Annotated in this window: 26 protein-coding genes; 13 read left to right on the top strand and 13 right to left on the bottom strand. The window is 32.2% G+C overall.

Translation table 11 applies throughout. The features are described 5' to 3' along the window. Positions 1-357 precede the first annotated feature (357 nt). Together P9515_RS06400 and P9515_RS06395 are read left to right on the top strand one after the other, a co-directional pair. Complete coding sequence (locus P9515_RS06400) at positions 358-2,241, top strand: hypothetical protein (protein ID WP_041710632.1); 1,884 nt, start codon at positions 358-360, stop codon at positions 2,239-2,241. 110 nt (positions 2,242-2,351) lie between these two features. Further along, positions 2,352-3,272, top strand: coding sequence for a hypothetical protein (locus P9515_RS06395; protein ID WP_225867081.1), 921 nt, complete (start codon positions 2,352-2,354; stop codon positions 3,270-3,272). Positions 3,273-3,283: 11 nt separating this feature from the next. Here the strand turns inward: P9515_RS06395 and P9515_RS06390 are convergent, their stop codons facing one another. Beyond that, positions 3,284-3,529 carry a 2Fe-2S iron-sulfur cluster binding domain-containing protein gene (locus tag P9515_RS06390; RefSeq protein ID WP_011820632.1) on the bottom strand — a complete coding sequence of 82 codons (246 nt, stop codon included), beginning with the start codon at positions 3,527-3,529 and terminating at the stop codon, positions 3,284-3,286. Beyond that, positions 3,526-5,058 (bottom strand): cobyric acid synthase, encoded by a 1,533-nt coding sequence (locus P9515_RS06385; RefSeq protein ID WP_011820631.1) that lies wholly within the window; start codon positions 5,056-5,058, stop codon positions 3,526-3,528. The genes P9515_RS06390 and P9515_RS06385 overlap by 4 nt, the downstream gene beginning before the upstream one ends. Positions 5,059-5,124: 66 nt before the next feature. Here P9515_RS06385 and P9515_RS06380 point away from each other — a divergent pair, with 66 nt between their 5' ends. Next, positions 5,125-5,739: a nucleoside triphosphate pyrophosphatase gene (locus P9515_RS06380; RefSeq protein ID WP_011820630.1), complete on the top strand. Its 615-nt coding sequence runs from the start codon at positions 5,125-5,127 to the stop codon at positions 5,737-5,739. A 55-nt stretch (positions 5,740-5,794) separates the two neighbouring features. On the opposite strand, the gene psbC is transcribed toward P9515_RS06380, so the two are convergent. After that, positions 5,795-7,177, bottom strand: a complete 1,383-nt coding sequence (gene psbC / locus P9515_RS06375; RefSeq protein ID WP_011820629.1) for a photosystem II reaction center protein CP43 — start codon at positions 7,175-7,177, stop codon at positions 5,795-5,797. After that, entirely contained in the window at positions 7,161-8,237 is a 1,077-nt protein-coding gene (gene psbD / locus P9515_RS06370; protein WP_002807316.1) for a photosystem II D2 protein (photosystem q(a) protein), read from the bottom strand. The genes psbC and psbD overlap by 17 nt, the downstream gene beginning before the upstream one ends. A gap of 183 nt (positions 8,238-8,420) precedes the next feature. Here psbD and P9515_RS06365 point away from each other — a divergent pair, with 183 nt between their 5' ends. Together P9515_RS06365 and P9515_RS06360 are read left to right on the top strand one after the other, a co-directional pair. Then, complete coding sequence (locus tag P9515_RS06365) at positions 8,421-8,978, top strand: photosystem I assembly protein Ycf4 (RefSeq protein ID WP_011820628.1); 558 nt, start codon at positions 8,421-8,423, stop codon at positions 8,976-8,978. A 38-nt stretch (positions 8,979-9,016) separates the two neighbouring features. Next, the gene (locus P9515_RS06360; protein WP_225867080.1) at positions 9,017-9,631 is read left to right on the top strand and encodes a peptidylprolyl isomerase; all 615 of its coding nucleotides are present in this window, start codon (positions 9,017-9,019) and stop codon (positions 9,629-9,631) included. On the opposite strand, the gene ilvN is transcribed toward P9515_RS06360, so the two are convergent. Beyond that, the gene (gene ilvN, locus P9515_RS06355; RefSeq protein ID WP_011820626.1) at positions 9,628-10,152 is read right to left on the bottom strand and encodes an acetolactate synthase small subunit; all 525 of its coding nucleotides are present in this window, start codon (positions 10,150-10,152) and stop codon (positions 9,628-9,630) included. The two genes, P9515_RS06360 and ilvN, sit on opposite strands and share 4 nt — an antisense overlap. A 3-nt stretch (positions 10,153-10,155) precedes the next feature. Further along, positions 10,156-11,100, bottom strand: coding sequence for an alpha/beta fold hydrolase (locus tag P9515_RS06350; protein ID WP_011820625.1), 945 nt, complete (start codon positions 11,098-11,100; stop codon positions 10,156-10,158). Between the two features lie 112 nt (positions 11,101-11,212). Here P9515_RS06350 and petM point away from each other — a divergent pair, with 112 nt between their 5' ends. From petM to P9515_RS06330, 4 genes are all read left to right on the top strand, one after another. Beyond that, positions 11,213-11,311 carry a cytochrome b6-f complex subunit PetM gene (gene petM / locus P9515_RS06345; RefSeq protein WP_011132786.1) on the top strand — a complete coding sequence of 33 codons (99 nt, stop codon included), beginning with the start codon at positions 11,213-11,215 and terminating at the stop codon, positions 11,309-11,311. Positions 11,312-11,369: 58 nt separating this feature from the next. Continuing rightward, positions 11,370-12,332, top strand: coding sequence for an NAD(P)H-binding protein (locus P9515_RS06340; protein ID WP_011820624.1), 963 nt, complete (start codon positions 11,370-11,372; stop codon positions 12,330-12,332). Between the two features lie 53 nt (positions 12,333-12,385). Beyond that, entirely contained in the window at positions 12,386-12,598 is a 213-nt protein-coding gene (locus tag P9515_RS06335; protein ID WP_011820623.1) for a hypothetical protein, read from the top strand. Positions 12,599-12,702: 104 nt separating this feature from the next. Continuing rightward, on the top strand, positions 12,703-12,969 hold the full coding sequence (locus tag P9515_RS06330) for a translation initiation factor IF-1 (protein WP_011820622.1): 267 nt from the start codon (positions 12,703-12,705) through the stop codon (positions 12,967-12,969). A 14-nt stretch (positions 12,970-12,983) separates the two neighbouring features. On the opposite strand, the gene trxB is transcribed toward P9515_RS06330, so the two are convergent. From trxB to P9515_RS06315, 3 genes are all read right to left on the bottom strand, one after another. Beyond that, a complete protein-coding gene (gene trxB, locus P9515_RS06325; protein ID WP_011820621.1) occupies positions 12,984-14,360 on the bottom strand; it encodes a thioredoxin-disulfide reductase in 1,377 nt (458 codons plus the stop codon). Between the two features lie 58 nt (positions 14,361-14,418). Then, positions 14,419-14,655, bottom strand: coding sequence for a hypothetical protein (locus P9515_RS06320; RefSeq protein WP_011820620.1), 237 nt, complete (start codon positions 14,653-14,655; stop codon positions 14,419-14,421). Between the two features lie 154 nt (positions 14,656-14,809). After that, positions 14,810-15,388 (bottom strand): hypothetical protein, encoded by a 579-nt coding sequence (locus P9515_RS06315; RefSeq protein WP_011820619.1) that lies wholly within the window; start codon positions 15,386-15,388, stop codon positions 14,810-14,812. A gap of 134 nt (positions 15,389-15,522) precedes the next feature. On the opposite strand from P9515_RS06315, the gene P9515_RS06310 reads away from it, so the two are divergent. From P9515_RS06310 to P9515_RS06295, 4 genes are read left to right on the top strand one after another with little or no spacing between them, the layout of a single operon-like run. Beyond that, positions 15,523-16,653 carry a Re/Si-specific NAD(P)(+) transhydrogenase subunit alpha gene (locus tag P9515_RS06310; RefSeq protein ID WP_011820618.1) on the top strand — a complete coding sequence of 377 codons (1,131 nt, stop codon included), beginning with the start codon at positions 15,523-15,525 and terminating at the stop codon, positions 16,651-16,653. A gap of 15 nt (positions 16,654-16,668) precedes the next feature. Next, positions 16,669-16,962 carry an NAD(P) transhydrogenase subunit alpha part 2 gene (locus P9515_RS06305; RefSeq protein WP_011820617.1) on the top strand — a complete coding sequence of 98 codons (294 nt, stop codon included), beginning with the start codon at positions 16,669-16,671 and terminating at the stop codon, positions 16,960-16,962. 9 nt (positions 16,963-16,971) lie between these two features. Further along, the gene (locus P9515_RS06300) at positions 16,972-18,408 is read left to right on the top strand and encodes an NAD(P)(+) transhydrogenase (Re/Si-specific) subunit beta (RefSeq protein ID WP_011820616.1); all 1,437 of its coding nucleotides are present in this window, start codon (positions 16,972-16,974) and stop codon (positions 18,406-18,408) included. 11 nt (positions 18,409-18,419) lie between these two features. Then, positions 18,420-19,487 (top strand): YheT family hydrolase, encoded by a 1,068-nt coding sequence (locus P9515_RS06295; RefSeq protein WP_011820615.1) that lies wholly within the window; start codon positions 18,420-18,422, stop codon positions 19,485-19,487. Between the two features lie 159 nt (positions 19,488-19,646). On the opposite strand, the gene P9515_RS10075 is transcribed toward P9515_RS06295, so the two are convergent. From P9515_RS10075 to cysS, 4 genes are all read right to left on the bottom strand, one after another. After that, positions 19,647-19,769: a hypothetical protein gene (locus tag P9515_RS10075; protein ID WP_263969683.1), complete on the bottom strand. Its 123-nt coding sequence runs from the start codon at positions 19,767-19,769 to the stop codon at positions 19,647-19,649. A gap of 131 nt (positions 19,770-19,900) precedes the next feature. Further along, positions 19,901-20,449, bottom strand: coding sequence for a nitroreductase family protein (locus tag P9515_RS06290; RefSeq protein ID WP_041710630.1), 549 nt, complete (start codon positions 20,447-20,449; stop codon positions 19,901-19,903). Positions 20,450-20,463: 14 nt separating this feature from the next. Beyond that, entirely contained in the window at positions 20,464-21,693 is a 1,230-nt protein-coding gene (locus P9515_RS06285; RefSeq protein WP_011820612.1) for a 1-deoxy-D-xylulose-5-phosphate reductoisomerase, read from the bottom strand. 82 nt (positions 21,694-21,775) lie between these two features. Further along, a complete protein-coding gene (gene cysS / locus P9515_RS06280) occupies positions 21,776-23,254 on the bottom strand; it encodes a cysteine--tRNA ligase (protein ID WP_011820611.1) in 1,479 nt (492 codons plus the stop codon). Positions 23,255-23,261 lie beyond the last annotated feature (7 nt).

The following is a 23,261-nucleotide window of genomic DNA, read 5'->3' as shown; positions in this document are numbered from 1 at the left end:
TCTTTTCTCAAAAACTCTTCGGAGAATTTGAATGTTTTATAAAAATATAAATGTCATTGAGTTAATGAGGGTTTCTATTGAAATTTTCTCAACTTACACCCTCTCTTCTTTTTAATGTCGGTAGTTTCTAAATAAAATAATCAAATATAATCATTATTTTTTATTTTAAAAGGTTTGGAAAAGGATCTTCTTAAAAAAAGAGAAACATCAAACAACTTTATTTAGATAATTAATTTGCTGAAAATTATTTGAAAGCAGAGTTAATATTTTTTAAATTGTAAGGATATTTATCAGATATATATAGTTTTCTAATTTTTAGAAAACAAGTAATTGCCTTCGTAAGTGCATACTTATAATATGAGTGTTATTTTTATCCAGAAGATGATAAGTAAATCTAATAAAGAGAATTTAGTCAATTACTTTAACTCTATAAAATTTAGTTTTTGGAAACCATCTTTAATCTTTTATTTGCTAGCTGTTTTTTCTTTTTTGTTTTGGCTAATAATTGGTCCTTCAAGCTGGAGAAATGTAGATGATTATGGTACTTTTTTTGATGTTATTAAAAAAATAAATTCATTTGAATCAAGTAATAATTTCCCGCTTTCCTCACAGATTGCCTACCCAATAGACTTTCAAAGTATCAAACCTATAAATCTATTACAAGCAACTCTAAAAACATGTAGAGAAGGTTGGGGCACTTATCCACCTTTATGGGGGTTTATCTATCTTCCTCTAACTATTCCATTCTTAAAGTTTGGTTTGGATTGGACTAGATTTGCCACTTTAGTGGTTGGATTTATAAGTGCAGTCTTAACAGCATACCTTTTGAGTAATAACATAACAACTATTTTTTATTCTTTTAAAGATAAAATTAGAATTAAAAATTTCCAAAGAATTAGATACTTAATTGATTTTTTATCGATCTTAATCGTATGTTTTAATCCGGAATTGATGTTACATGCAAGTTCCTATATGCCATATCAGCTCCCTGCAATAAGTACTTTGATTTGTTTATCTTTATTTACCTCTTTTTATACTTACCAAATTAAGATCAATGGTAGTAATCAAACCTTTTCCAATAAAACATTTGATATTCCACTGCTTTACACATTATTAATCATATGGCTTTCTTCGTTGTTGGGATTTCAAACTATATTTTTATATCTTGGCATATTGCTAGCAAGTTTTTATTTTTTATTCACTGAAAAACAACCCTTGAAAATTATTAAAAAAATATATCGAAAAAATTCTGTTATTTTTATCAACAAAAAACCAAAATTCTATTCAACTTTAGGAATAACATTTTCCATTTCGCTTTTATTGGGTTTTTCGAAATATCACTACTTTAAATTAATTTCTATAATTAGCCAAAATGAAGGTACAGCTCAATGGGCCTATGGTGATGGACTTTTATATAAGTTGGATCTACAGAGTTATTCATTGAACACAAATTTTATACATCTAGTTCATGCAATATCCAGATTAGCTTCTCTATCGATCTATCCATTTAGAAACGGACAAGGCTTTTCATCTTTTGTGTTATTTCTTTTTGTTATACCATCATTTGTTTTCTTATTTAGAGTCACAAAATTGTCAAGAATTGTTGCCCTAATTATTTTTAGTGTTTTATTAATTACAATATCTTTTTCATTTAAAGGAAATTATGCCTTCGCTCCATCTAGACATAATATTTATTTGTTTCCATGTTTTTGGATACCAGTAATTACCTATTTTGTATACCTTTGTGATCAGGCTTTTTATAATTTTTGGAATTTTAAATTTTTGCTGCCTATTTCTTTATCACTCTTTTTTACGATAGGACTTTTTGTTTCTACAAATTCGGTGAATTATACCAACTATCAAAGAGAAAAATTATATCAAATGGCTGATAAAAGTAACATATATCCTTCTACAATAGGCCAGCATGATTTATGGTCACTCTATTGGACTCATGGGGACAAAGAATGGAGCTCAGTAGTAGGAAAAGAATGTAGTATAAATAATAGGATCACATCTACAAATTTGGCTTTTATTTATGGTCATAGTGAACCACTGCAACTAAATAATGAAGAACAACGAAAATCTTTAGAAGTGTTTTCTGATGGTTGTATAAAAAAATCAGATAGTTTGCAAATAGTTGATTCATATGAATTTAAAAGGGATATACACTTCGAGATGGACAAATTTGTTGGCTGGAGCGGTTCGAGTGCCTACGGCTATTTGATTTCTAAGTTGAATTGATAGATATAGTTTATAAGGAGTATTATTAAAGGGTTAAATTGATAAGTCGAAGATTTTTCTAAATGAGGTTATTTTTTTTTATCTTTATATTTACTCAATTATTAAATTCTTTGGTTGTTTTTGCAGAAAAAGATAAAAAAGAGTCTCGCGAAATAAATTCAATTAGATGGGAGAAAGTTCAAGAAAAAAATTCAAATAATCTAGAAAAGATTATTTGGAAATCATATAAGGATGATGAAAGTTATTTTCAAAATGAAATTGACTTAAAACCTAATATAGAAAACCTTAATGATTATAGAAATAAAGGTAAAGATAAGGATAAAGATATATTCACGCAGTCTCTCAATAAAAGAAATAGATTACTTAATTTTGGTGGAATCACGGTCAGCAATGCTTTGATACCTAATGAGGGGACTTCACAAATAAATTTGAATTATGACTCAAAAGGTAATTTGTTTGGATTTTATGGTTATTCTTTATCAAATATATTTCAATTAGAACTAAGTGCTGGATCTTTTGATGGTGTGAGTTTAGTTGATAATAAACATTCAAGTCTGCAAAGGACATTTTTGAGCAAGAACAATTTTAATTATAGAGTAGGAGGTAAATTATTAATTCTTAGTCCACAAAATTTTGATCCTTTTTGGATGACATTTAGAACATCCTTTGGAAGTAATGAAAAGACTAATCAAGGTTACCTAATCACTGAATTAATAAATACTATAAGAATTAATGATAAGGTTGTTTTTAATATTAGTCCAAAATACTTTTTTAGTGAGATAGAAACTTTTGGGGCGGTTGGTATCTCAAGTTATATTAATTTATTAGATAATTTGCAGCTTATTCCTGAAATAAATACTTCATTGAAAAATGAACAAGATTTCAGCTCCTCATTAGGATTAAGATATTCTTTCCGACCAGGAAAATCAATTGATTTATATTATTCCAATGCAGCAGGTGTTCAGGATATTGGACAGCTTCTTGAGGATAAAGTATATCGATTTGGCATTAAGTTGAATTTTATATTTTAGATAATCTAGTTTCACCAGAATGGGTCAGTAGTAAATGAAACTTTTAATGTAGATTCTTTATTCTTTTTTATACTACTTATACAAGGCCTCACTGTTCCCCCATTGACATCTATTTCACAGGCACCACAACTCCCTGTTAGACAGCCAGTCGGGATTTCCAAACCTACCTTTTCAGCAATTAGAAACCAATCGTCTCCATCATAGGCATATGTATCAATATTATTTGGCCAAGTGATTTTAATTTTAGAGTTTGTCAATTTAATAGCAATGAAATATTGAAATGATTATTAAATTCGTTCGCTAAATTGTTAATAATAGATTCTCGTTTCATTTTATATGATCTTGATTTCTTGTCTAATGTCAGTTTGTTTTTAGTCTTTCTAATTAAATTTATATAGTGATCTCTCCATTCATCATTTTCAAAAATCCCATGAATGTATGTTCCCGCAATAGTCCCTCCCTCTCTATTCTCTTTATACCATCCAAGATCGAAATCTTTAAATATATGATTTGTTTTTAAAGTATCAAGATGACTACTATCTAATTTAGTAATTCCATTATGTATCTCAAATCCAATGATTTTTGTTGAGTTCGGCCAAATTGATTCAGAGTGAATTTGTCTTGTTATTTTATGTTTAAGAAAAGTTGTTTTTAAAGGTAGTAATCCAATCCCCTTAATTGATTGATCTGAATTAAAATTTGAGCCTTCTTTAAAAAATGGGTCTTCTAGAACTGTTCCCAACATTTGTAGACCTCCACAAATTCCGAAAATATTGCCATTATTGTGTGAATAGTTTTTAATCTCTTTTGACAATCCAGACTCATTAAGAAATAGTTGATCTTTTATAGTCTGTTTACTTCCAGGAATAATAATAAAATCAAATTGATTCAAGTTTTGGGCTTCACTGATCCATTCTATTAATATGGAATTTTCATTTTCTAATGGATCAAAATCTGAAAAATTACTTATAGATGGTAATTTTATAATCCCAACTTTTATTTCAGGATTACTCAAATAAGATTTTCTTTCTAACAAATCTAAAGAATCTTCTGGAGGGAATTTATCGTTTAACCAAGGAATTATTCCTAAAACAGGAATTTTAGTTTTATCTTCTATCCATTTTTTACCTTCTTTAAATAAAGAAAGGTCTCCTCTAAATCTATTTATTAATATCCCTTTTATGAGCTTTCTTTCTTCAGGTTTCATTAACTCAAGAGTTCCTATTATTTGTGCAAATACGCCTCCTCTTTCAATATCCGTTACTAAAATACAACTCGCGTCTAAATACTTTGCAACTCTTAAGTTAGTTAGATCCCTATGAATTAAGTTCATTTCTACAGGACTTCCGGCCCCCTCAATGATTAATCGGCAATTTTTGTTTTTCTCATAAATGATATTTATACTTTTTTTAATAACTTCCCATCCCGGCATAAACCAATCTTTGTAGTAATCTTTTGCTGTTGAAATCCCTACACTTTTTCCTAAATGAATGACTTCACTTGTAGAATCACCCTGTGGTTTTAATAAAATAGGATTCATTTCGGAAGAAGGATTAATCCCGCAAGAAAATGCTTGTAATGCTTGTGAATATGCCATTTCTCCACCATTAGAATCAACCCAAGCATTGTTACTCATATTTTGTCCTTTAAAAGGTATTGGCTCTTCACCAAGTTTTTTCAATATCCTGCATATTGCAGTGACTGTTAATGATTTACCAGCTCCACTAGAAGTTCCTAAAACCATAATTGGTTTATTTTTCGGATTATAGTTTTCTGTGAATTCCATTCGTTATTGATATTAAATTATTAATTTAATAATCTTTAATTTAAAGTATAATTTAATAAAAAATTTGTGTTAATTCTAGCCTCTGCTTCTCGATCTAGAAAGAAATTACTAGAAAATTCTCATATCAAATTTATTCAAATTCCAAGTAATTTTGATGAATCTTTAATCAAAGAGAATGATATATCTAATATGGCATTGGAATTATCTTTTCAAAAAGCTAACAGCCTAGTTCTTGGTATGAAAGAAATAGAATTGTCAGAAGAATTTAATTATAGTTCAGTCGAAATTCTTGGTTGTGATTCAATCTTTGAATTTAAAGGAACAGCTTTCGGAAAACCATTAAACAAAGAAGAGGCATTCAATAGATGGAGAAGAATGTCTGGAGGGTTTGGTTTCTTACATACGGGCCATACACTAATTTTTGGTAATTTTAATTTAACTTCAAAAGTAATTAGAGTTACTAAAACAATAAAAAAAACAGTAAGCTCTAAAGTTTATTTCTCTAATTTAAATGATGATGAGATAAAAATTTATGTAGATTCTCTTGAACCACTTCATTGTGCGGGAGGGTTTGCTTTAGAGGGAAGAGGAGGTAAATACATAGAGAAGATAGAAGGATGTTTTAGTAATGTTATGGGTTTAAGTTTGCCGTGGCTAAGAAATAATTTAATTAAACAATGAATTTTCTGCACAAAAAAAAAGACCCTTTGCAAGGGTCTTTAGAAATTTGATTAAATTAATCAATGTCAGGCATTTCTAGAGCAGGTTCACTCTTTCTGTCGATTCCTTTTTCGAAACCGGCTGCGGCAGCTCTAGCACGACCAGCATGCCAAAGGTGACCAATGAAAGTAAACCATCCTAGGAAGAATTGTGCTGCAGCTAACCATTGTCTTAGGTTAACAAAATTTACAGCGTTAGGCTCAGTAATGATACCACCAACTGAGTTGATAGATGCGTTAGGAGCATGAGTCATATATTCAGCAGCTCTTCTTACTTGCCAAGGCTGAATATCGTTCTGAATCTTCTCAAGACTCAATCCGTTAGGTCCTCTAAGAGGTTCTAACCATGGTCCTCTGAAGTCCCAAAATCTCATTGTTTCACCACCAAATATAATCTCACCAGTAGGAGATCTCATGAGGTATTTACCTAATCCTGTTGGTCCCATTGTTGAACCTACGTTGGCTCCAATTCTTTGGTCTCTCACTAAGAAAGTAAAGCTTTGTGCCTGTGAAGCTTCAGCATTTGTTGGACCATAGAATTCTGAGGGATAAGCAGTGTTGTTAAACCAAATGAAAGTGGATGCAATAAAACTTGCAACACATATTCCACCAAGTGCATAACTTAAAAGTCCTTCACCATTCCATATGAATGCTCTTCTCGCCCAGCCAAATGGCTTAGTGAAGATGTGGAAGATACCTCCAATTATTGCGGTTATACCAACGTAGACATGACCCCCAACAATATCTTCTATTGAGTTGACACCAATTATTGAACCAGCGCCGCCCCAAGGTGACCTGAAAAGATAACCAAGGATAACTCTAGGATCAAGTGTTGGGTTGACAAGTCTTACTTCTCCTCCTCCAGGAGCCCATGTATCATAAGCACCGCCAATAAAACACCAGTTTACTGACCAAGCTAATGCACCTACTCCTAAAACAATCAAATGATATCCAAGAATATTGGTCATTTGATTTTTATCTCTCCAATCCGTAGAAAAGAAAGGAAAATCTTCTTCAAGCTTTTCGGGTCCAGCTAATGAATGGTAGATACCTCCAAAACCAAGAACAGCTGAAGCAATAAGATGAACCACACCTGCCTGAAAGAAAGGCATGATGTCTGTTACTTCACCACCAGGTCCTATTCCGTAACCAAACATCGCAACGTGTGGCATACAGATTAAACCTTGCTCCCACATAGGTTTATCAAATGTAAAATGATTAACCTCGAAAAGCATCATTGCTCCCGCCCAAAAGACTATAAGTCCAGAGTGAGCAATGTGAGCTCCTAATAAACGTCCAGACAAATTAATTAATCTGGCGTTGCCTACGTACCAAGCGTATCCAGTTTCCTCGATACTTTGGTTTGGAGCTCTTAATAAATTATTAAAGGGCGTTTCCACGTGGAAGAACCTCCTCAGGGAATACAAAATTTTCGTGTGGTTGATCCACAGAAGACATCCATGCTCGCATACCTTCGTTCAAAAGTATATTCTTTGTGTAGAAAGTTTCAAATTCAGGATCTTCTGCAGCACGTATCTCTTGACTTACGAAATCATAAGCTCTCAAGTTAAGTGCTAAACCAACAATACCTATTGAAGATGTCCACATACCCATTACAGGTACGAATAACATCAAGAAGTGAAGGAAACGCTTGTTAGAAAAAGCAATACCAAAAATTTGGCTCCAAAATCTATTCGCTGTAATCATTGAATAGGTTTCTTCTTCCTGAGTAGGATCGAAAGCTCTAAAAGTTGAACTTTGAACCTTACCATCTGTGTAAATACTTGTATCTTCATACAATGTATTTTGTACTGTAGCTCCATGAATAGCACAAAGAAGTGCTCCTCCTAGGATTCCAGCAACACCCATCATGTGAAATGGGTTTAAAGTAATATTATGAAAACCTTGAATGAACAGAATATATCTGAAGATTGCTGCGACTCCAAATGAAGGAGCGAAGAACCAACTATGCTGTCCTAAAGGATAGATAAGGAAAATACTTGTAAATACTGCAATTACAGCTGAAAAAGCTAAGGCGTTATAAGGTCTAATTCCTACAAGACCGGCAATTTCAAATTGACGAAGCATAAAGCCTATAAGGCCAAATACTCCATGTAATGCAACAAAGTTCCAAAGACCACCAAGTTGTAGCCATCTTACGAAACTTCCTTGGGCTTCAGGGCCCCATAAAAACAGAAGACTGTGTCCCATGGCATCTCCAGGGGTACTTACAGCTGCTGTTAAAAAGTTACAACCTTCAAGGTAGGAGCTTGCAACTCCATGTGTGTACCAAGAGGTGACAAATGTTGTTCCGACAAACCATCCACCTATTGCAAGATATGCACAAGGTAAAAGAAGAAGTCCGGACCAACCAATAAATACAAACCGGTCGCGCTTTAACCAATCATCAAGGACATCAAACCATCCTCTTTGTGGTGCGCTTCCAACGGCGATCGTCATGAGAAATCGTTTTTAGCTTCGGGATACGTTGCGACTTTAACAAAGATTGATAGTAAAGTGGGGAAATATTTGTATATATGAAACGCCTTGTAAAGCTTTCCTGACTTTTTGCTTTGAAAATAAGTAATAATACTTCAGGTGATTTGTTAAATTAATAAAATGTGCCTTTAGGATAAAAATATTATGGAATCAAATCTTTCTTCTTTCAATAAAATTGAACAACAAATTAATGGGTCAAGAAAAATATCAAATTACCTTATCGGTGGAATGTTAACCATTGGTGGTATAGGTTTTATCTTGGCTTCGATATCTAGTTACACAGGAAGAGACTTATTGCCTTTAGGTAATCCTTCATCCTTACTTTTTATACCTCAAGGAATAATAATGGGGGCTTATGGAGTAATAGCTAATTTGTTAAATATATATTTATGGTATTTGGTCTTTATAAACTTCGGTTCAGGTTACAACTCTTTTGATAAAGTTTCCCAATCTGTTGAGATTAAAAGAAAAGGATTATTTAAGGATATTGAAGTCAAACTAAATTTCGATGAAATTAAATCTGTAAAACTTGATATTAGTGAGGGATTTAATCCAAGAAGAAGAATCGCACTAGTTCTTAAAGGGAGAAAAAAAGCACTTCCTCTAAGCGGAGCAGGTGAATTAAAACCACTACTTCAAGTTGAGGAGGAAGGTGCAAGATTAGCTAAATTTTTAAATGTAAATTTGGAGGGTTTGAAATAGGAAGATTTTATTTATTAAAAACACTTTTGATTTTTAAAGTGTTTTTGTTTTTAATTACAAGTTGCAGTTATAGAAGTTCTTTTGATTCAAATTATTATTGTAAAAAGCTTAATTTAAACTGTATAAAAAAGAACCAAAGAGTTTCTTTCAAAACTTCAAAAGGTGATTTTGATGTGAAACTATTTGGAGAAACACATCCAGTTACGGTAAATAATTTTGTTGAAAATATAAAAAATAATATTTATCAAAATAAAAAGTTCTACAAAATAATCAATTATCCTCAAGTTCAAATGATACATTCAGGTATTTATTCAGAAAGTAACTACAAAAAGGAAAATCATAATTTAAATAAACTTAGACTAAATATTCCATTGGAAATAAAATTAAAAAAAGAAATTGAACCAAAATACAAATACCAAATTCTTAATCCTGCTGAAATTTTTGAACTTAAGAATTTTTTTGAAAATGGATCACTAGCTATGGTAAAAAATGGAAAAAGTTATTCATCCTCAACTGAGTTTTTCTTTGTGACTAATAAATTTCCTGAATTAGATGGAAGGTACTCCATTTTTGGAAAAGTTGTAAAAGGAATCGAAATATTACAGAAATTAGATAAAAAAGATTTGATTTATGAAATCGTTATTTTTAATTAAATGTCTAGAGAGTATTTATTTGTTTTTAACATTTCAGTGTTTACTCCTGATGACCGTTTAAGAGCGACTTTACCTGTCCTTGCAATTTCCAGAATTCCATATGGTTCAAGCAGTTTTTCTAAAGCAACTAATTTTCCTGGATCTCCTACCACTTCAAGTGTTAGAGCAATATCTGACACATCTACCACTTTTGCTCTAAATATTTGAACGATATCCAAAATATGACTTCTTGTATCTTCTTTAGATGAAACTTTTAGAAGCATTAATTCTCTTTCAACAGCAGCAAGGTTTGTGAAATCTACGACTCCAAGAACATTAAATAATTTGTTAAGTTGTTTTGTCATTTGTTGAAGGGTTTCATTATCACCTTCTACAACCATTGTTAGTCTAGAACTCCCTTTAGTTTCGGCAGGACCAACAGCAAGACTATCGATATTAAAACCCCTTCTAGCAAAAAGTCCCGAGATTCTACTCAAGGCTCCTGATTCGTCTTCAACAAGCACTGATAATGTATGTTTCATATTTTAAAAGGTTTTTAAGTCTCTAATCCATTCATGAGAAATTTTATTAAATAATGAAGGATCTTCATCATGAACACAATGGCCTGAATTAGGTATTATTTTTAATTCTACCCATCTATGGAAATTTGCAATCTTTTTACCAAGAAACAAAGGTATGAAATTATCTTTTTCTCCCCACAACAATAAAAAAGGAACTTTTTTTGTATAACTTAGTTGTTCTAAAAGGTAAGTTGCCTTTAACTTATTTCCCCTTGTTAACATTCCTATACACATAGCTCTAAGTGATCTGGCAGCAGTCTTTCTTAAAACCGGCTTTCTTACAATATCAATCAATTCTTTGTCTACGTTATCCTTTTTAAAATAGGCAGCATTGAGCCCTAATTTTATTATTCCTAATTTATTTATTAAAAATAAAAATATTTCTAAAGGAAATAATTTAAAAAATATTTTTATAAGGTTGGTTTTGAATTTTTCAAAAATTAAATTAATTTTCGGCTCTTTTTTCCTGATTAATAAAGGATCCGGAAGAGGGGATGCCACAACAGAAAGTATTTCATTTTTCAAATAGACTGCACATGTCAAAGCTACTAGAGATCCTAAAGAATTTCCTATTAAAACAATCTTTTTAGAAGTCTGTGGTCTTATTACTTGTTTAATAAAATCACTGACCTGATTACACCAAACTCCATTATCTAATTTTTCGATCTCACTTATCCCCGGTTGAGCTGAATTTCCAAATCCAATTAAATCTATTGAGTAAACAGAATATCCTTTTTTTGCAAAGTAGCAAGAATTGTTTCTCCAATGTTTACTGCTTGCGCCAAATCCGTGAAGCAAAATCATAGGATGTGTATTTTCTTTCCCTTTAACACTCCAAAAAATTTTGAATCCATTCCAATTCCAGTAATTAGATTCTTCTCCTGCTTCTGATAAATAGGTAGAGTTCATACAAATAAACCTTTATTCCCCTCTTAAATAATTTAAAGATATTTGCATTGGTAATTTTTTTTACAAAAAAATGCAATTAAACGTTAAATTATAATAATTGATTAAGTTTCCTATGGCTAAAGAAATTTTTAGTATCGCCGCTGTTTTTTGGATTTTGATACCAATTGGATTGGTTGGTGGTGCATTATTATTAAAATTTCAAGGGGATTGATTCTCACGAATACCACATAAAGTGAGTTAATCTCGAAAAGTTAAGTACATCGTTAAGTATGAAGATTCTCTTAGTAGGTGCAACTGGAACTCTTGGAAGACAGATAGCAAAGCAAGCTGTTGAAGACGGACATGAAGTAAGGTGCTTTGTTAGAAATCCAAGGAAAGCTTCTTTCCTTCAAGAATGGGGATGTGAACTTACAAAGGGGAACTTACTTAATTCTGGTGATATAGATTATGCTTTACAAGATATTGAAGTAGTTATCGATAGCGCAACTGGAAGACCCGAAGATTCTAAAAGTATATATGAGACTGATTGGGATGGGAAGCTTAACCTCTTTAATGCTTGTGAGTCGAAAAAAATAAAAAGGGTAATTTTTCTCTCGATTTTATTAACAGAAAAGTTTAGAAATGTACCTTTAATGGATGTCAAGTATTGTACTGAAAAACTTCTAGAGAAATCTAATTTCGACTATACAATTTTTCAATGCGCTGCTTTTATGCAAGGTGTTATTAGCCAATTTGCTATTCCTGTGCTTGATAGTCAAGCCGTCTGGATGAGCGGCACACCAACTAAAATCGCATACATGAACACGCAAGATATGGCTAAAATCATTGTTGCTTCAGTAAATAACCCAAAATCTTACAAGCTTTCACTACCTCTAGTTGGACCTAAGGCTTGGGATTCTGAAGAAGTCATTTCTTTATGTGAAAAATATAGTAATAAAACGGCAAAAATTTTTAGAGTTTCACCCTTTTTAATAAAAGCAACTCAGAACATAGTTTCCTTTTTTCAAGATGCATTAAATGTCTCTGAGAGATTGGCCTTCGCTGAAGTCACTAGTAGTGGAGTCGCATTAGATTCTGACATGAGCAATACTTATGAGATATTAGATCTAAAGAAAGAAGAAGTTACTTCTCTTGAAAGCTACATTAAAGATTATTATCAACAGATTTTAAAAAGGCTTAAAGAAATGGAAGCGGATCTAAATATCGAGGAAAAAAAGAGACTTCCATTCTAAAGTTGCATTAAGTGAATTATGTAGTATATTTGTACTACATAATTAATTTATTGATGTCAATTTCTAAATCTAAAAATCTGGAACGTAAACTAAATAATATTGCTAAAGAAGCAACAAGCGAACTTAATAATGTTTGCGGCTCATCTTTATGGGAGAGTTTAGGATTCATGTTTTTTGATGAACTAGAAGATCCTGAAAAAATTGCGAAAGCAAATTTTTATTACGGTCAGCTTCAAATAATTAATGAGATCAAATTTTTCATATAAATTTAAAATCTTTGCAATTAACTCAATTCAACTGATGTAATTATCACGAGATAAATTTTGTTTATTCTTTTCTGATAATATTAATTTAGAAAAAAATTTATTTAATGATCGAAACATCTGGCGTAATAGAAAAAGAACAAGGTAATGGATTTTATTTGGTTACTTTAGAGCAACCTGAGGGTCACCAATGTTTATGCCGAGCGGCAGGTAAGTTAACTAAATTTAGAATTAAGTTATTAGCAGGAGATAAAGTACTTGTAGAAATAAGCCTTTATGATTTAACAAGAGGTAGGATTACTTATCGAGAGAGAAATGCAGGTGGAGGAGGCCCGAGATCCGGAAATTCTAAAAATAATGTAAGAAGGAAATAAATAATTAAAATTTCTTAGATGATGTTTTGTATTGCTTCTTTGAATTCACTACGTTGCTTAACTCCTTGCCACTGTTTTTTAAGTAATTTTTCTTTAAATAGCTGTATTGTCGGAGTTCCATTTATTCCGGCTTGTTTAGCAATTTCTTGATCTTTATCAATATCAATTTCTATACCCTGAACAGCCCCATCAAATTCATTGATCACTCTTTTAAGTTGCGGTTTTAAAACATGACAAGGTCCACAGCTTGGAGAGCTGAAAATAACTAGAATTGGTTTATTGCTCTCATGATAAAGTTTCCTAAGTGCATAACTACCTTTTTGCCATTTAGAGTTTAAATCGAAAGTGTTTTCATCTGTCTCCTCTTCATTAAAACTCGAAGAAGGCAATGTTTTTTCTGGTTCGGCTTTTTCTCTAATAATTATTTTTGATAAATTTTTCTCTGCTAACCATCGCTCAGCAGCCAATGCTGCCATACAACCTGTCCCAGCAGCTGTAACTCCTTGTCGCCATTCAGAATCTACTACATCTCCAGCTGCATATATTCCATCTATAGAAGTTTCTGGTCTACCTGATTTACAAGCAATATATCCTTTTTTGTCTAATTCAATTTTATTGTCCAAAAACTTTGTATTAGGAGTGTGTCCAATAGCATAAAAAAGTCCTTTAACTTTAATCTCGACGTAGCCTTTTTCTGTGTTAATAGCTTCAATCTTGTCAAGCCAATCAGTCCCAATTGCTTTTTCTACTTTTGTGTTCCAATGAATTTCGATCTTTGAGTTGCCTTTTACTCTATCTATCATTGCGGCACTAGCTCTTAATTTTTCAGATCTAACTAGTAAATGAACTTTGCTGCCATATTTTGTAAGATATGCCGCTTCTTCACATGCAGAATCTCCCCCTCCAATAACTGCTAGTTCTTCATTTCTAAATTGTGGCGTTGCCCCGTCACAAATTGCGCACGCACTTATGCCTTTGCTCCAAAATTTATCTTCATTTATCACCCCCAACCTATTGGCACTTGCTCCAGTTGCAATAATAATTGAATTTGTTTTAATAATCCCTTCTAGGGTTTTCAGCTCAAAAGGACGTTTACTTGTATCAATTGAAATTACATCACTCTCATATAAATTAGTCCCCCATCTTTCAGCTTGAGCTTTCATTAAGTCCATTAATTCAGGTCCTAATACCCCATCGGGAAAACCGGGAAAGTTTTCAACAAAAGTAGTTGTCATTAATTGCCCCCCGGGAATCCCTCCAGAATTAAACCCAGTAACCAAGAGAGGTTGTAGATTTGCACGAGCAGCGTATATTGCTGCTGTATAACCCGCAGGACCAGAACCTATTATTACTAAATTTTCAATGTTTTCTTCTTTTTTTATCATTTCCATTTTAAATATCAAATATTTACAATGTTAATCAATAGTCTCTATTTATGAAGGTCGGATTTCACTCGATTAATTTCTCATTTATTTTTTGATCTAATAATTCTTTTAATTCATTAGGGAAATTCAATACAGAATTTTTAAGGTTTTCATTTTCTTCGCCAATATGCAATATCCATTCTCTAAATTCTTCTGCGATGGCATAACTGTCCTCGTATTTTTCAAGAGTATCCATTACTGATATTCTGTTGGTTGCCCAACAAGTTGCTACATCAATTCTTTTTCTTAAAAATTTAGACATTTCCCATTTGGAATTGACTATAGGTAAGCATAAAGATTGCTTTAAACATTGTCTTATAAGTTACAACTTTGTACTTCCAAACAATAATTTAATAATTAGTTAATATTTGACTTTGAAATTGCTTTAAATATAAAAAAAATATAAAGAATTGGTTCTAAACTGCCTCTGTATGATTCACAAGTAACCTTTCAACTTCGTCAAATCCTTCTTTAGCAGAATTGATTGCCAGTTCCTCGCTAACTTTTTCTTCTGAAACTAATTTTGAAGATATTTTTTTTAAAAGAATTTCTTTTTTTTCTCTTAATGAAATAACTATTTCCTCTTCGATAATAGACTTTATAGCTTTAGAAATTATTTTTTTATCATTTGCCTCTTCAAATGTACCCTGTACAAGTTCTTGTATAAATAATCTATGGACCTCACTACTTCTAAGAAAACTTTCAGTAGCATTGATGATTCCTTCAACAAGAGCTTCATCAGGTTCGGAATCATTTTCGGCTAATTTAAATTCCCAATCTAAATGTCTTCTTTGCCACCCTGATGAATGAAGGCTAGGCATCACTGTTTGAGAATAAGTGTCAACTGACATTTCATAAATTCTTTCGGCTAGTTTTTCACACCAGTCTTTCCCATGCTTTTCCAAATTTCTTTGCATAGTTTGTCTTGGAACAGCATGGCCTCCATGATGACTATGACAAACTCCGTCTGGGCATTCGATAGCTTTTATGCTCATTTGATTGTTAATACTTATATATTTTTCATAGCCATGATTTAAAAAAAAGAAAATATTTTTTTAACAAAACTCAAACTCCAAGACTTTTGACTTTATTCAAATTATCTTAAGTATGTTTAAAAAAATAATAGAAATTGACAAAGATACTCATTCCTATCGAAACAGTCTCTGGAGAGAGAAGAGTTTCAGCCACTCCAGGAGCTGTGAAAAAATTAAAAAGTCTTGGATGCGAAGTTTTTGTAGAAAGTTCAGCAGGAGAACTATCAGGGTTTAATGACACTTTATACAAAGAATCTGGAGGTCAAATTGTTACTGAATCTAATGCAAATATTTGGGAGAATACCGATGTTGTTTTTTGTGTTCAAACGCCTTCTGAATCTAATTTAGGCAAGTTAAAAAGAGGTGCTATTCTGCTAGGCCTTTTAAATCCATATTCCAATAAACAACTTCAAAAAACTATAACTAGTAAAAAGATCTCGGCTTTATCAATGGAATTACTCCCAAGGATTAGTAGAGCTCAATCCTCTGATGTACTTTCTTCTCAAGCCAATATCGCAGGATATAAAGCAGTTCTTTTGGCAGCAAGTGAACTTGATAGATATTTTCCAATGCTGATGACTGCAGCCGGAACCATACAGCCTGCGAAAGTTGTTGTTCTTGGTGGAGGGGTTGCAGGATTGCAGGCAGTTGCTACTGCAAAAAGACTTGGAGCTATTGTGTTCGTGTCGGATATTAGACCAGCTGTAAAAGAACAAGTTGAGTCTCTAGGAGCAAGATTTATAGAACTTCCTGAAATCGACGAAAAACCAGGGGAATCAGGTGGTTATGCAAAAGCTGTTACGCCTGAATTCCTTTCTAAACAAAAGGCTACCTTAACTAAATATTTATCTGAAGCTGATGTTGCTGTTTGTACGGCACAAGTCTTAGGTAAAAAAGCTCCAGTTTTAATTGATTCTCATATGATTGCAAATATGCGATCTGGTGCAGTAGTAATTGATCTAGCCGTATCCCAAGGAGGTAATTGTGAAGGAACAAAATCAAATGAAACTATTATTAGGAATGGTGTAAAGCTTATAGGGGCTGGTGAATTGCCCTCATCTGTTCCATATGATGCAAGTACACTTTATGCTAAGAACCTAACATCCTTGATTACACCTTTCATAAAAGATGGTGTAATTAATTTAGACAAAGATGATGAATTAATCTCTGGCTGTTTATTAAGTGATGAAGGAGTGATCCTTCAAAACAAAGTTTTTGAAAATTGAGGTTTTAATTGAATTATGAATTTTGATAGCTTGCTCTGGGTTTTATTGCTTGGAAGTTTATTAGGTTTGGAGTTGATAGGAAAGGTACCTCCAACTCTTCATACCCCTTTAATGAGCGGAGCAAATGCCATTTCAGGAATAACAATGTTGGCAGCATTAACTGCAATTATAAAAGCAGAGCCAAATAGTCCATTATTAATAATCGGATCAATATCTCTTGGATTTGCTCTTTTCAATGTTGTAGGTGGTTTTTTTGTTACTGACAGAATGCTTGCCATGTTTAGTCGCAAACCTACAAAAAATAAATAATTAATTGATATGAATCTTCCTGATATTATTAAATTCGTCATAGATCTTCTAGCTGTTCTTTTACTAGCACTTGGAATAAAGGGGTTATCAAAAGTCAGGTCTGCAAGAGAAGCCAACATATTAGCAGCATTTGCTATGTTTCTTTCAGTTGTAGGTTTGCTCTCTTACTACTTAGGTACTTCTGGAATCCCCGCTCAATCATGGATATGGATCATTGTTGGATCTCTAGTAGGTAGTTTATTTGGAACTTTGCTTGCTAAGAAGGTTCCAATGACATCAATGCCAGAGACTGTAGCTCTGTTCAATGGTTTTGGTGGAATGTCTTCTCTATTAGTAGCTATTGGTGCCTTTTTATTCCCTTTTAATGAATTAGCAAAAGCAGGATCTTTAGAGCCTTTTATTAATAATGTTTCAATTTCAGTTTCAATATTTGTTGGAGCCATTACATTTTCAGGCTCAATTGTGGCTATGGCAAAATTACAAGGTTGGCTGTCCACACCAAGATGGACTCAGGTTAAAGCTAGGCATTTTGTAAATATTGTTTTTGGGGTGACTTCATTTGTAGCTTTCATATATTTAATAAGCGGTAACATTAGTTCGATTTGGCTTTTAGTTATAGCCTCTACTCTTTTAGGGATTGGGGTTACGTTGCCGATTGGTGGAGCAGATATGCCTGTTGTCATATCTTTATTAAATAGCTATTCAGGTATTGCAGCTGCAGCTGCAGGTTTCGTTGTAGATAGTCAGCTTTTGATTGTCGCTGGTGCAATGGTAGGAGCGGCCGGTTTAATTTTAACTCAGGTAATGTGCAAAGGGATGAATAGGTCTCTGATTTCTGTCCTTTTTGGAGGTACTTTATCCCAGCAAAGTATTTCTTCTTCTGGATCAAGTGAATACACAAATATAACTTCTTGTAGTGTTGAAGAATGCGCCTTAACATTAGAGGCTGCAAATAGGGTAATAGTCGTTCCAGGTTATGGTCTTGCTGTCGCTCAAGCTCAACATACCTTGAGAGAAGTAACAAAAAAGCTAGAACAGAATGGAATAGAAGTTGTATACGCAATTCATCCAGTAGCAGGCAGAATGCCAGGACATATGAATGTTTTACTAGCAGAAGCTGATGTTCCTTATGAACAGCTTAAAGAAATGGATATTGTTAATCCGGAATTCCCAGCAACAGATGTTGTTTTAGTTTTAGGTGCAAATGATGTAGTTAATCCTCAGGCAAAAAATGATAAAAGTTCTCCTCTGTATGGAATGCCTGTTCTTGATGTACAAGAAGCAAGAACTGTATTTGTTATCAAAAGAGGAATGAGTGCAGGTTATTCGGGCATTAAAAATGATTTATTTGATTTACCTAATACCTCAATGGTATTTGGGGATGCAAAAAAAGTATTAAGTGAGTTGATTTCAGAATTAAAGGATCTTGGCGTTGGTGATAAATAGTAATATCTAGTTTGAATTTCTCTGATTATTTAAAGAAATACCCTTTTAATGAGGCTTTCCCTTGGTTAGGAGGAGATCTACAAACTTTAAGAGATACATTCGTTTTTGATGTTGTTCAGGCAAAAACAAATAAAAAAATCCTTTTACCAATAAATAATATTCTCTCAGAAAAATTTGAGGGTGATTATCTTTTGGGGTTATTGGAGTTGCCAGAAGACTTTGATTATTTAAGAGGGATTGTAATTATTACTCATGGATTAGGGGGGTCTACTAAGCGTTTTGGTTTAAAAAGAATTGCTAGAAAATTAGTAAAAAATGGATTTGGAGTTCTTAAATTAAATCTAAGAGGAGCTGGTTCAGCAAGATATTTAGCAAAAGGAAATTATTCCGCAAGATGTTCGAATGATATTATTTCGGCACTTAACTTTTTTAAAAGAATTCTTAATAACGAGTTAAAAGATTTTTTTGATAATAAAGAGGATATTCCAATATTTGGAGTTGGGTTATCTCTTGGCGGAACAATTCTTCTTAATGCCTGTCTAGACTATCGCTCAACTAATAGTAAAAAATTAATAGATGGATTAGCCTGTGTGAGCAGCCCTTTAGATTTGATTTCATGTAGCAATTGTATAGAAAGGCCTAGAAATCTTTTATATCAAAAATGGTTAATGCAACGTTTAAAAAAACAATTATGGGATGGATATCAAAATGAAGGAAATCTTCGGTCTAAAAGTAAATTGAGCAAAACAATTAAAGGTTTAAAAACGATAGGAGAATTTGATGCTAAATTTACTGCACCAAGTTGGGGCTTTAAATCTTTAGAAGATTATTATTATAAAGCTTCCCCAATATTTAGAATTAAAAAATTAATGGGGAATCTTCCTCCTACTCTTTTAATACATGCTAGAAACGATCCTTGGGTTCCTTATAAATCTACTTTAAATTTGAAAAATTCTTTGGATGAATCATTAGATAAATTCAATATTCTAATTACTAATAAAGGAGGACATAACGGTTTTCATTCAGATTATGGTTGTTGGTCTGATGAAGCAGTTAAGAATTGGCTTTTAAGTATTTGAATAATACAAATATCTTTAAAGTTATTTTTCAAAAAAAAAAAAACCGAAAAAAAAAAGAAAAGAAGAAAAATACTTTTCGATTGGATTCTCATTAATGAAATGAGAGTTGAAAAATTTGATTATTGATAAATATATTCTTTAAGAAGATTAAATTTAATATCAAAAATCTTCTTCCCTATCAATATCTTCATAATCTTCTGGTCTATCTTTTATCTCTTCCAATATAAATTCAGCCCAAGATTTAAGTTCCTTTTTTGATTGTTTATAGTTCCTAGAGTTCATATTTACTTGTTTATCTATAGATATAATTAGCAAGGTTTGAGATATTGATCTTGACTTTTATTGCTCTCAAATATATTTTTTTTTACTTCTCAAGGTTCTCAATTATTAAAAGTTTTATTGAAATTTAATTTTTAAATTTGTTTATAAATCTCATTTATCAATGGTCTTGTAATTTTCGGACCTATTTTGCCATATCCTACCCAAATGAATCCTATTATTTCTTCTGATTCAGAATCAATATTAACTATGCTATATATTTCTTTACTTCTTATAATTTCTCCTGTGGACCACTTTATACTCACCCCATTTGAAGAAAGGGATATTGCTAAATTTTGGATAGCGCATGAACAAGCAGCATAATCCTCCTTCTCAATTAATTTATCGTTATTCAAAATTTGAGTTGAAATTATCAAATGTGAGGGATTTAGGAATTTATCTCTAATAATTTTTTTGGAATTTTCATTTAATGATTTTTGTGAAGATTTAATATCAATTGCGAGTTTTAAAATTTCTTTTCTTTTACTTTTACTAATGGAATAAAATCTCCAAGGAAAAGTTAATTTATGACAGGGAGCTTGATTTGCAGCATTTATAGCATCAAAAATTAATTTCTCGGGTACTTTGTTGGAATTAAAGGCATGAATAGTTCTTCTACCAAAAATAGCTGTTTTTGTATCCATCATTAGATTTTGATTTATTCTACATTTATATATTTTTTACCTTTTTTGATTTCTTCTTGAACAAAAATCCTTGCCCAATTATCGACCTCTAGAATATCTTCTAAATTTGGATTTAAGTTGAGTTTATTAATATGTGCTTCACAAGTCTTATTTATAAAAGTAGGGATTTCTTGAAAAGAAATTTTTTCTTTAAGAAATTGATCTACAGCCATTTCATTTGCAGCATTTAGAACTGCAGGCATAGTTCCTGAACATTTTCCAGCTGAGTAGGCAAGTCCCATACATGGATATTTTACTTCATCTGGTTTTTTAAATGTAAGTTGGCCAATCTCAGTTAAATTAAATCTTTTCCAATTGGTTCTGAATCTTTCTGGCCAACTCATTGCATATAGAATTGGGAGTTTCATATCAGGCCATCCTAATTGAGCTAAGACAGAAGAATCTTCCATCTCAATCATTGAATGAATGATACTCTGAGGATGTATGACAATTTCAATATTTTGGTAGGGTGTACCAAATAGATAATGTGCTTCAATAACTTCTAATCCTTTGTTCATAAGAGTGGCAGAATCTACAGTTATTTTTCTCCCCATACTCCAATTTGGATGAGAAGTTGCATCTTCTACTGTGACATTTTTTAAATCTTCTACTGCCCAATCTCTAAAAGCACCTCCTGAGGCTGTTAAATGAATAGCTTTTAAACCATTTGGGATTTGACCTGTTACAAAATCGGCATTTTCATAATTAGGTAATCCTTGTATGCATTGAAATATAGCTGAATGCTCAGAGTCTGCAGGCAAAAGTCTACTTTTGTTTTCCTTTAAAGCAGGAATAACAACTGAGCCCGCTGCAATTAATGTTTCTTTATTGGCAAGAGCAATATTTTTACTGGCCTTAATTGCTGACATCGTCGGAATAAGTCCAGCACATCCTACTATCCCAGTAATTACGGTATCAGCAGAATCCCATGCTGCGACTGAATTAATTGCCTCTCGGCCACCTAAAACTATTGGAGGATTACTTATTCCTAAATTGTTAATATTATTTTTTAAATCTGTTAAAAGATTTTCATCGTCGATAGCAATTACTTCTGGTTTATGCTGACTAACTTGCTCCGTCAATAAGTCTATATTTCTCCCTGCTGAAAGAGCCACCACTTTGAATTTGTTGGGAAGTTCTCTTACTATTTCCAGAGTTTGTGTTCCTATTGAACCTGTTGAACCAAGTACAGTGATGTATTTCAATTTTCTCTAATATTTATAATATTTTCCCACTTAAAGGTGAATTTAAAAAATAAAAATTTTAAATTGGGTTTTTTCTTAAAATTTAGAGCCTAACCCATGTTGTTAGCTCAGTGGATTGATCTATAAGTTCTATGCCTTTTTCCTTTAATGAATTTCTTATTTTATCGGCTTCTGCATAATCTCTTCCCTTTTTTGCGATCAATCTTTTATTAATAAGCGATATTATTTGTTCTTCGGTGATTTTGTTTTCGATTATTATTTCTTCTTTTTTTAATCCAAGCACTTGGGTAAGTTCTTCTAATGTTTTTAATGTTTCTCTAAGATGAAATTTTTCATTAGTATTAATGTCAAGATTTTTAATTCTTTGGAATTGGTTTATAAAGTTTTTTAGTGGCTTAGCTAATTCATAAATAATTGCAATTGCTCCTGCTGTATTGAGGTCGTTATTTAAAGCATTAGTAAATTTTATCTTTTTTTGAGATATTTCATAATTGATTTTTTCTTTATATTTTTCTTCAACAAATTCATTCGTTTCGTTTACCTCAATCGATAGATTTTCTTTTTTAGTAATATCGAAAAAAGAAAGTGCGACATTAATTGTTTTCCATGCTTCGGAGGCACTTTTCAAAGCCTCATCAGTGAAATCGAGTGGCTTTCTATAGTTCACGGTTAAAACAAAATATCTTAAGGTCATTGGACTTGTCCCTGAATCTAATAAATCTCTAATGGTCGTAAAGTTTTTCAAAGATTTGCTCATCTTTTGCCCATTTACATTGACCATCCCATTATGAAGCCAATAGTTTGCAAGCTTTTTATTATTAGCTGATTCAGATTGTGCAATCTCATTTTCATGGTGAGGAAAAATAAGATCAGCCCCTCCTAAATGGATATCAATTGTTTCTCCTAATTCATCTTTTACCATCGCAGAACATTCAATATGCCATCCAGGTCTGCCTTTCCCCCAAGGTGAATCGAAAGATGGTTCATTCTCTTTTGCTTTTTTCCATAGAGCAAAATCTTGGGGATTATTTTTTTTGTTGCTTTCATCTGAAGTCATCCTGCCTTGCTGATTTATATTTTGCTCTAGGATATTTTGATTACTTAGTTTTCCATAATCTTTATTTTTAAAAACAGAATAATAAACATCTCCACCTCTGGCATATGCAAAACCTTTTTTCTCAAGTACTTTTATAAATGAACAAATATTGCAAATATGATTTGTAGCTTTAGGCATACTATCTGGCCTCATAATCCCTAGGGCATCCATATCCTTATGGAATTCAGCAATATTTTTTTCTGAAACCTGCTTCATAGAGCTATTTTCTTCTTTTGCTCTTTTTAAAATCTTATCGTCGATATCAGTAAAATTCTGGACGAACTTAACTTTGTAATCACTATAAATTAAGAATCTTCTCAAGACATCCCAAGCTATATAACTTCTTGCATGCCCAAGATGACATAAATCATAAACAGTTACGCCACAACAATATATTTTTACTTCTTCATCTATTGGTTTAAAAACTTCAACGTTTTTACTTAAAGTATTAAATAATTTGATCATATTAAAA

The sequence above is a fragment of the Prochlorococcus marinus str. MIT 9515 genome, assembly GCF_000015665.1.
In the GTDB taxonomy this organism is placed as follows: Bacteria; Cyanobacteriota; Cyanobacteriia; order PCC-6307; family Cyanobiaceae; genus Prochlorococcus_A; species Prochlorococcus_A marinus_P.
Note: the sequence above shows the minus strand (reverse complement) of the source record. Positions and strands in the feature narration are given on the sequence as shown.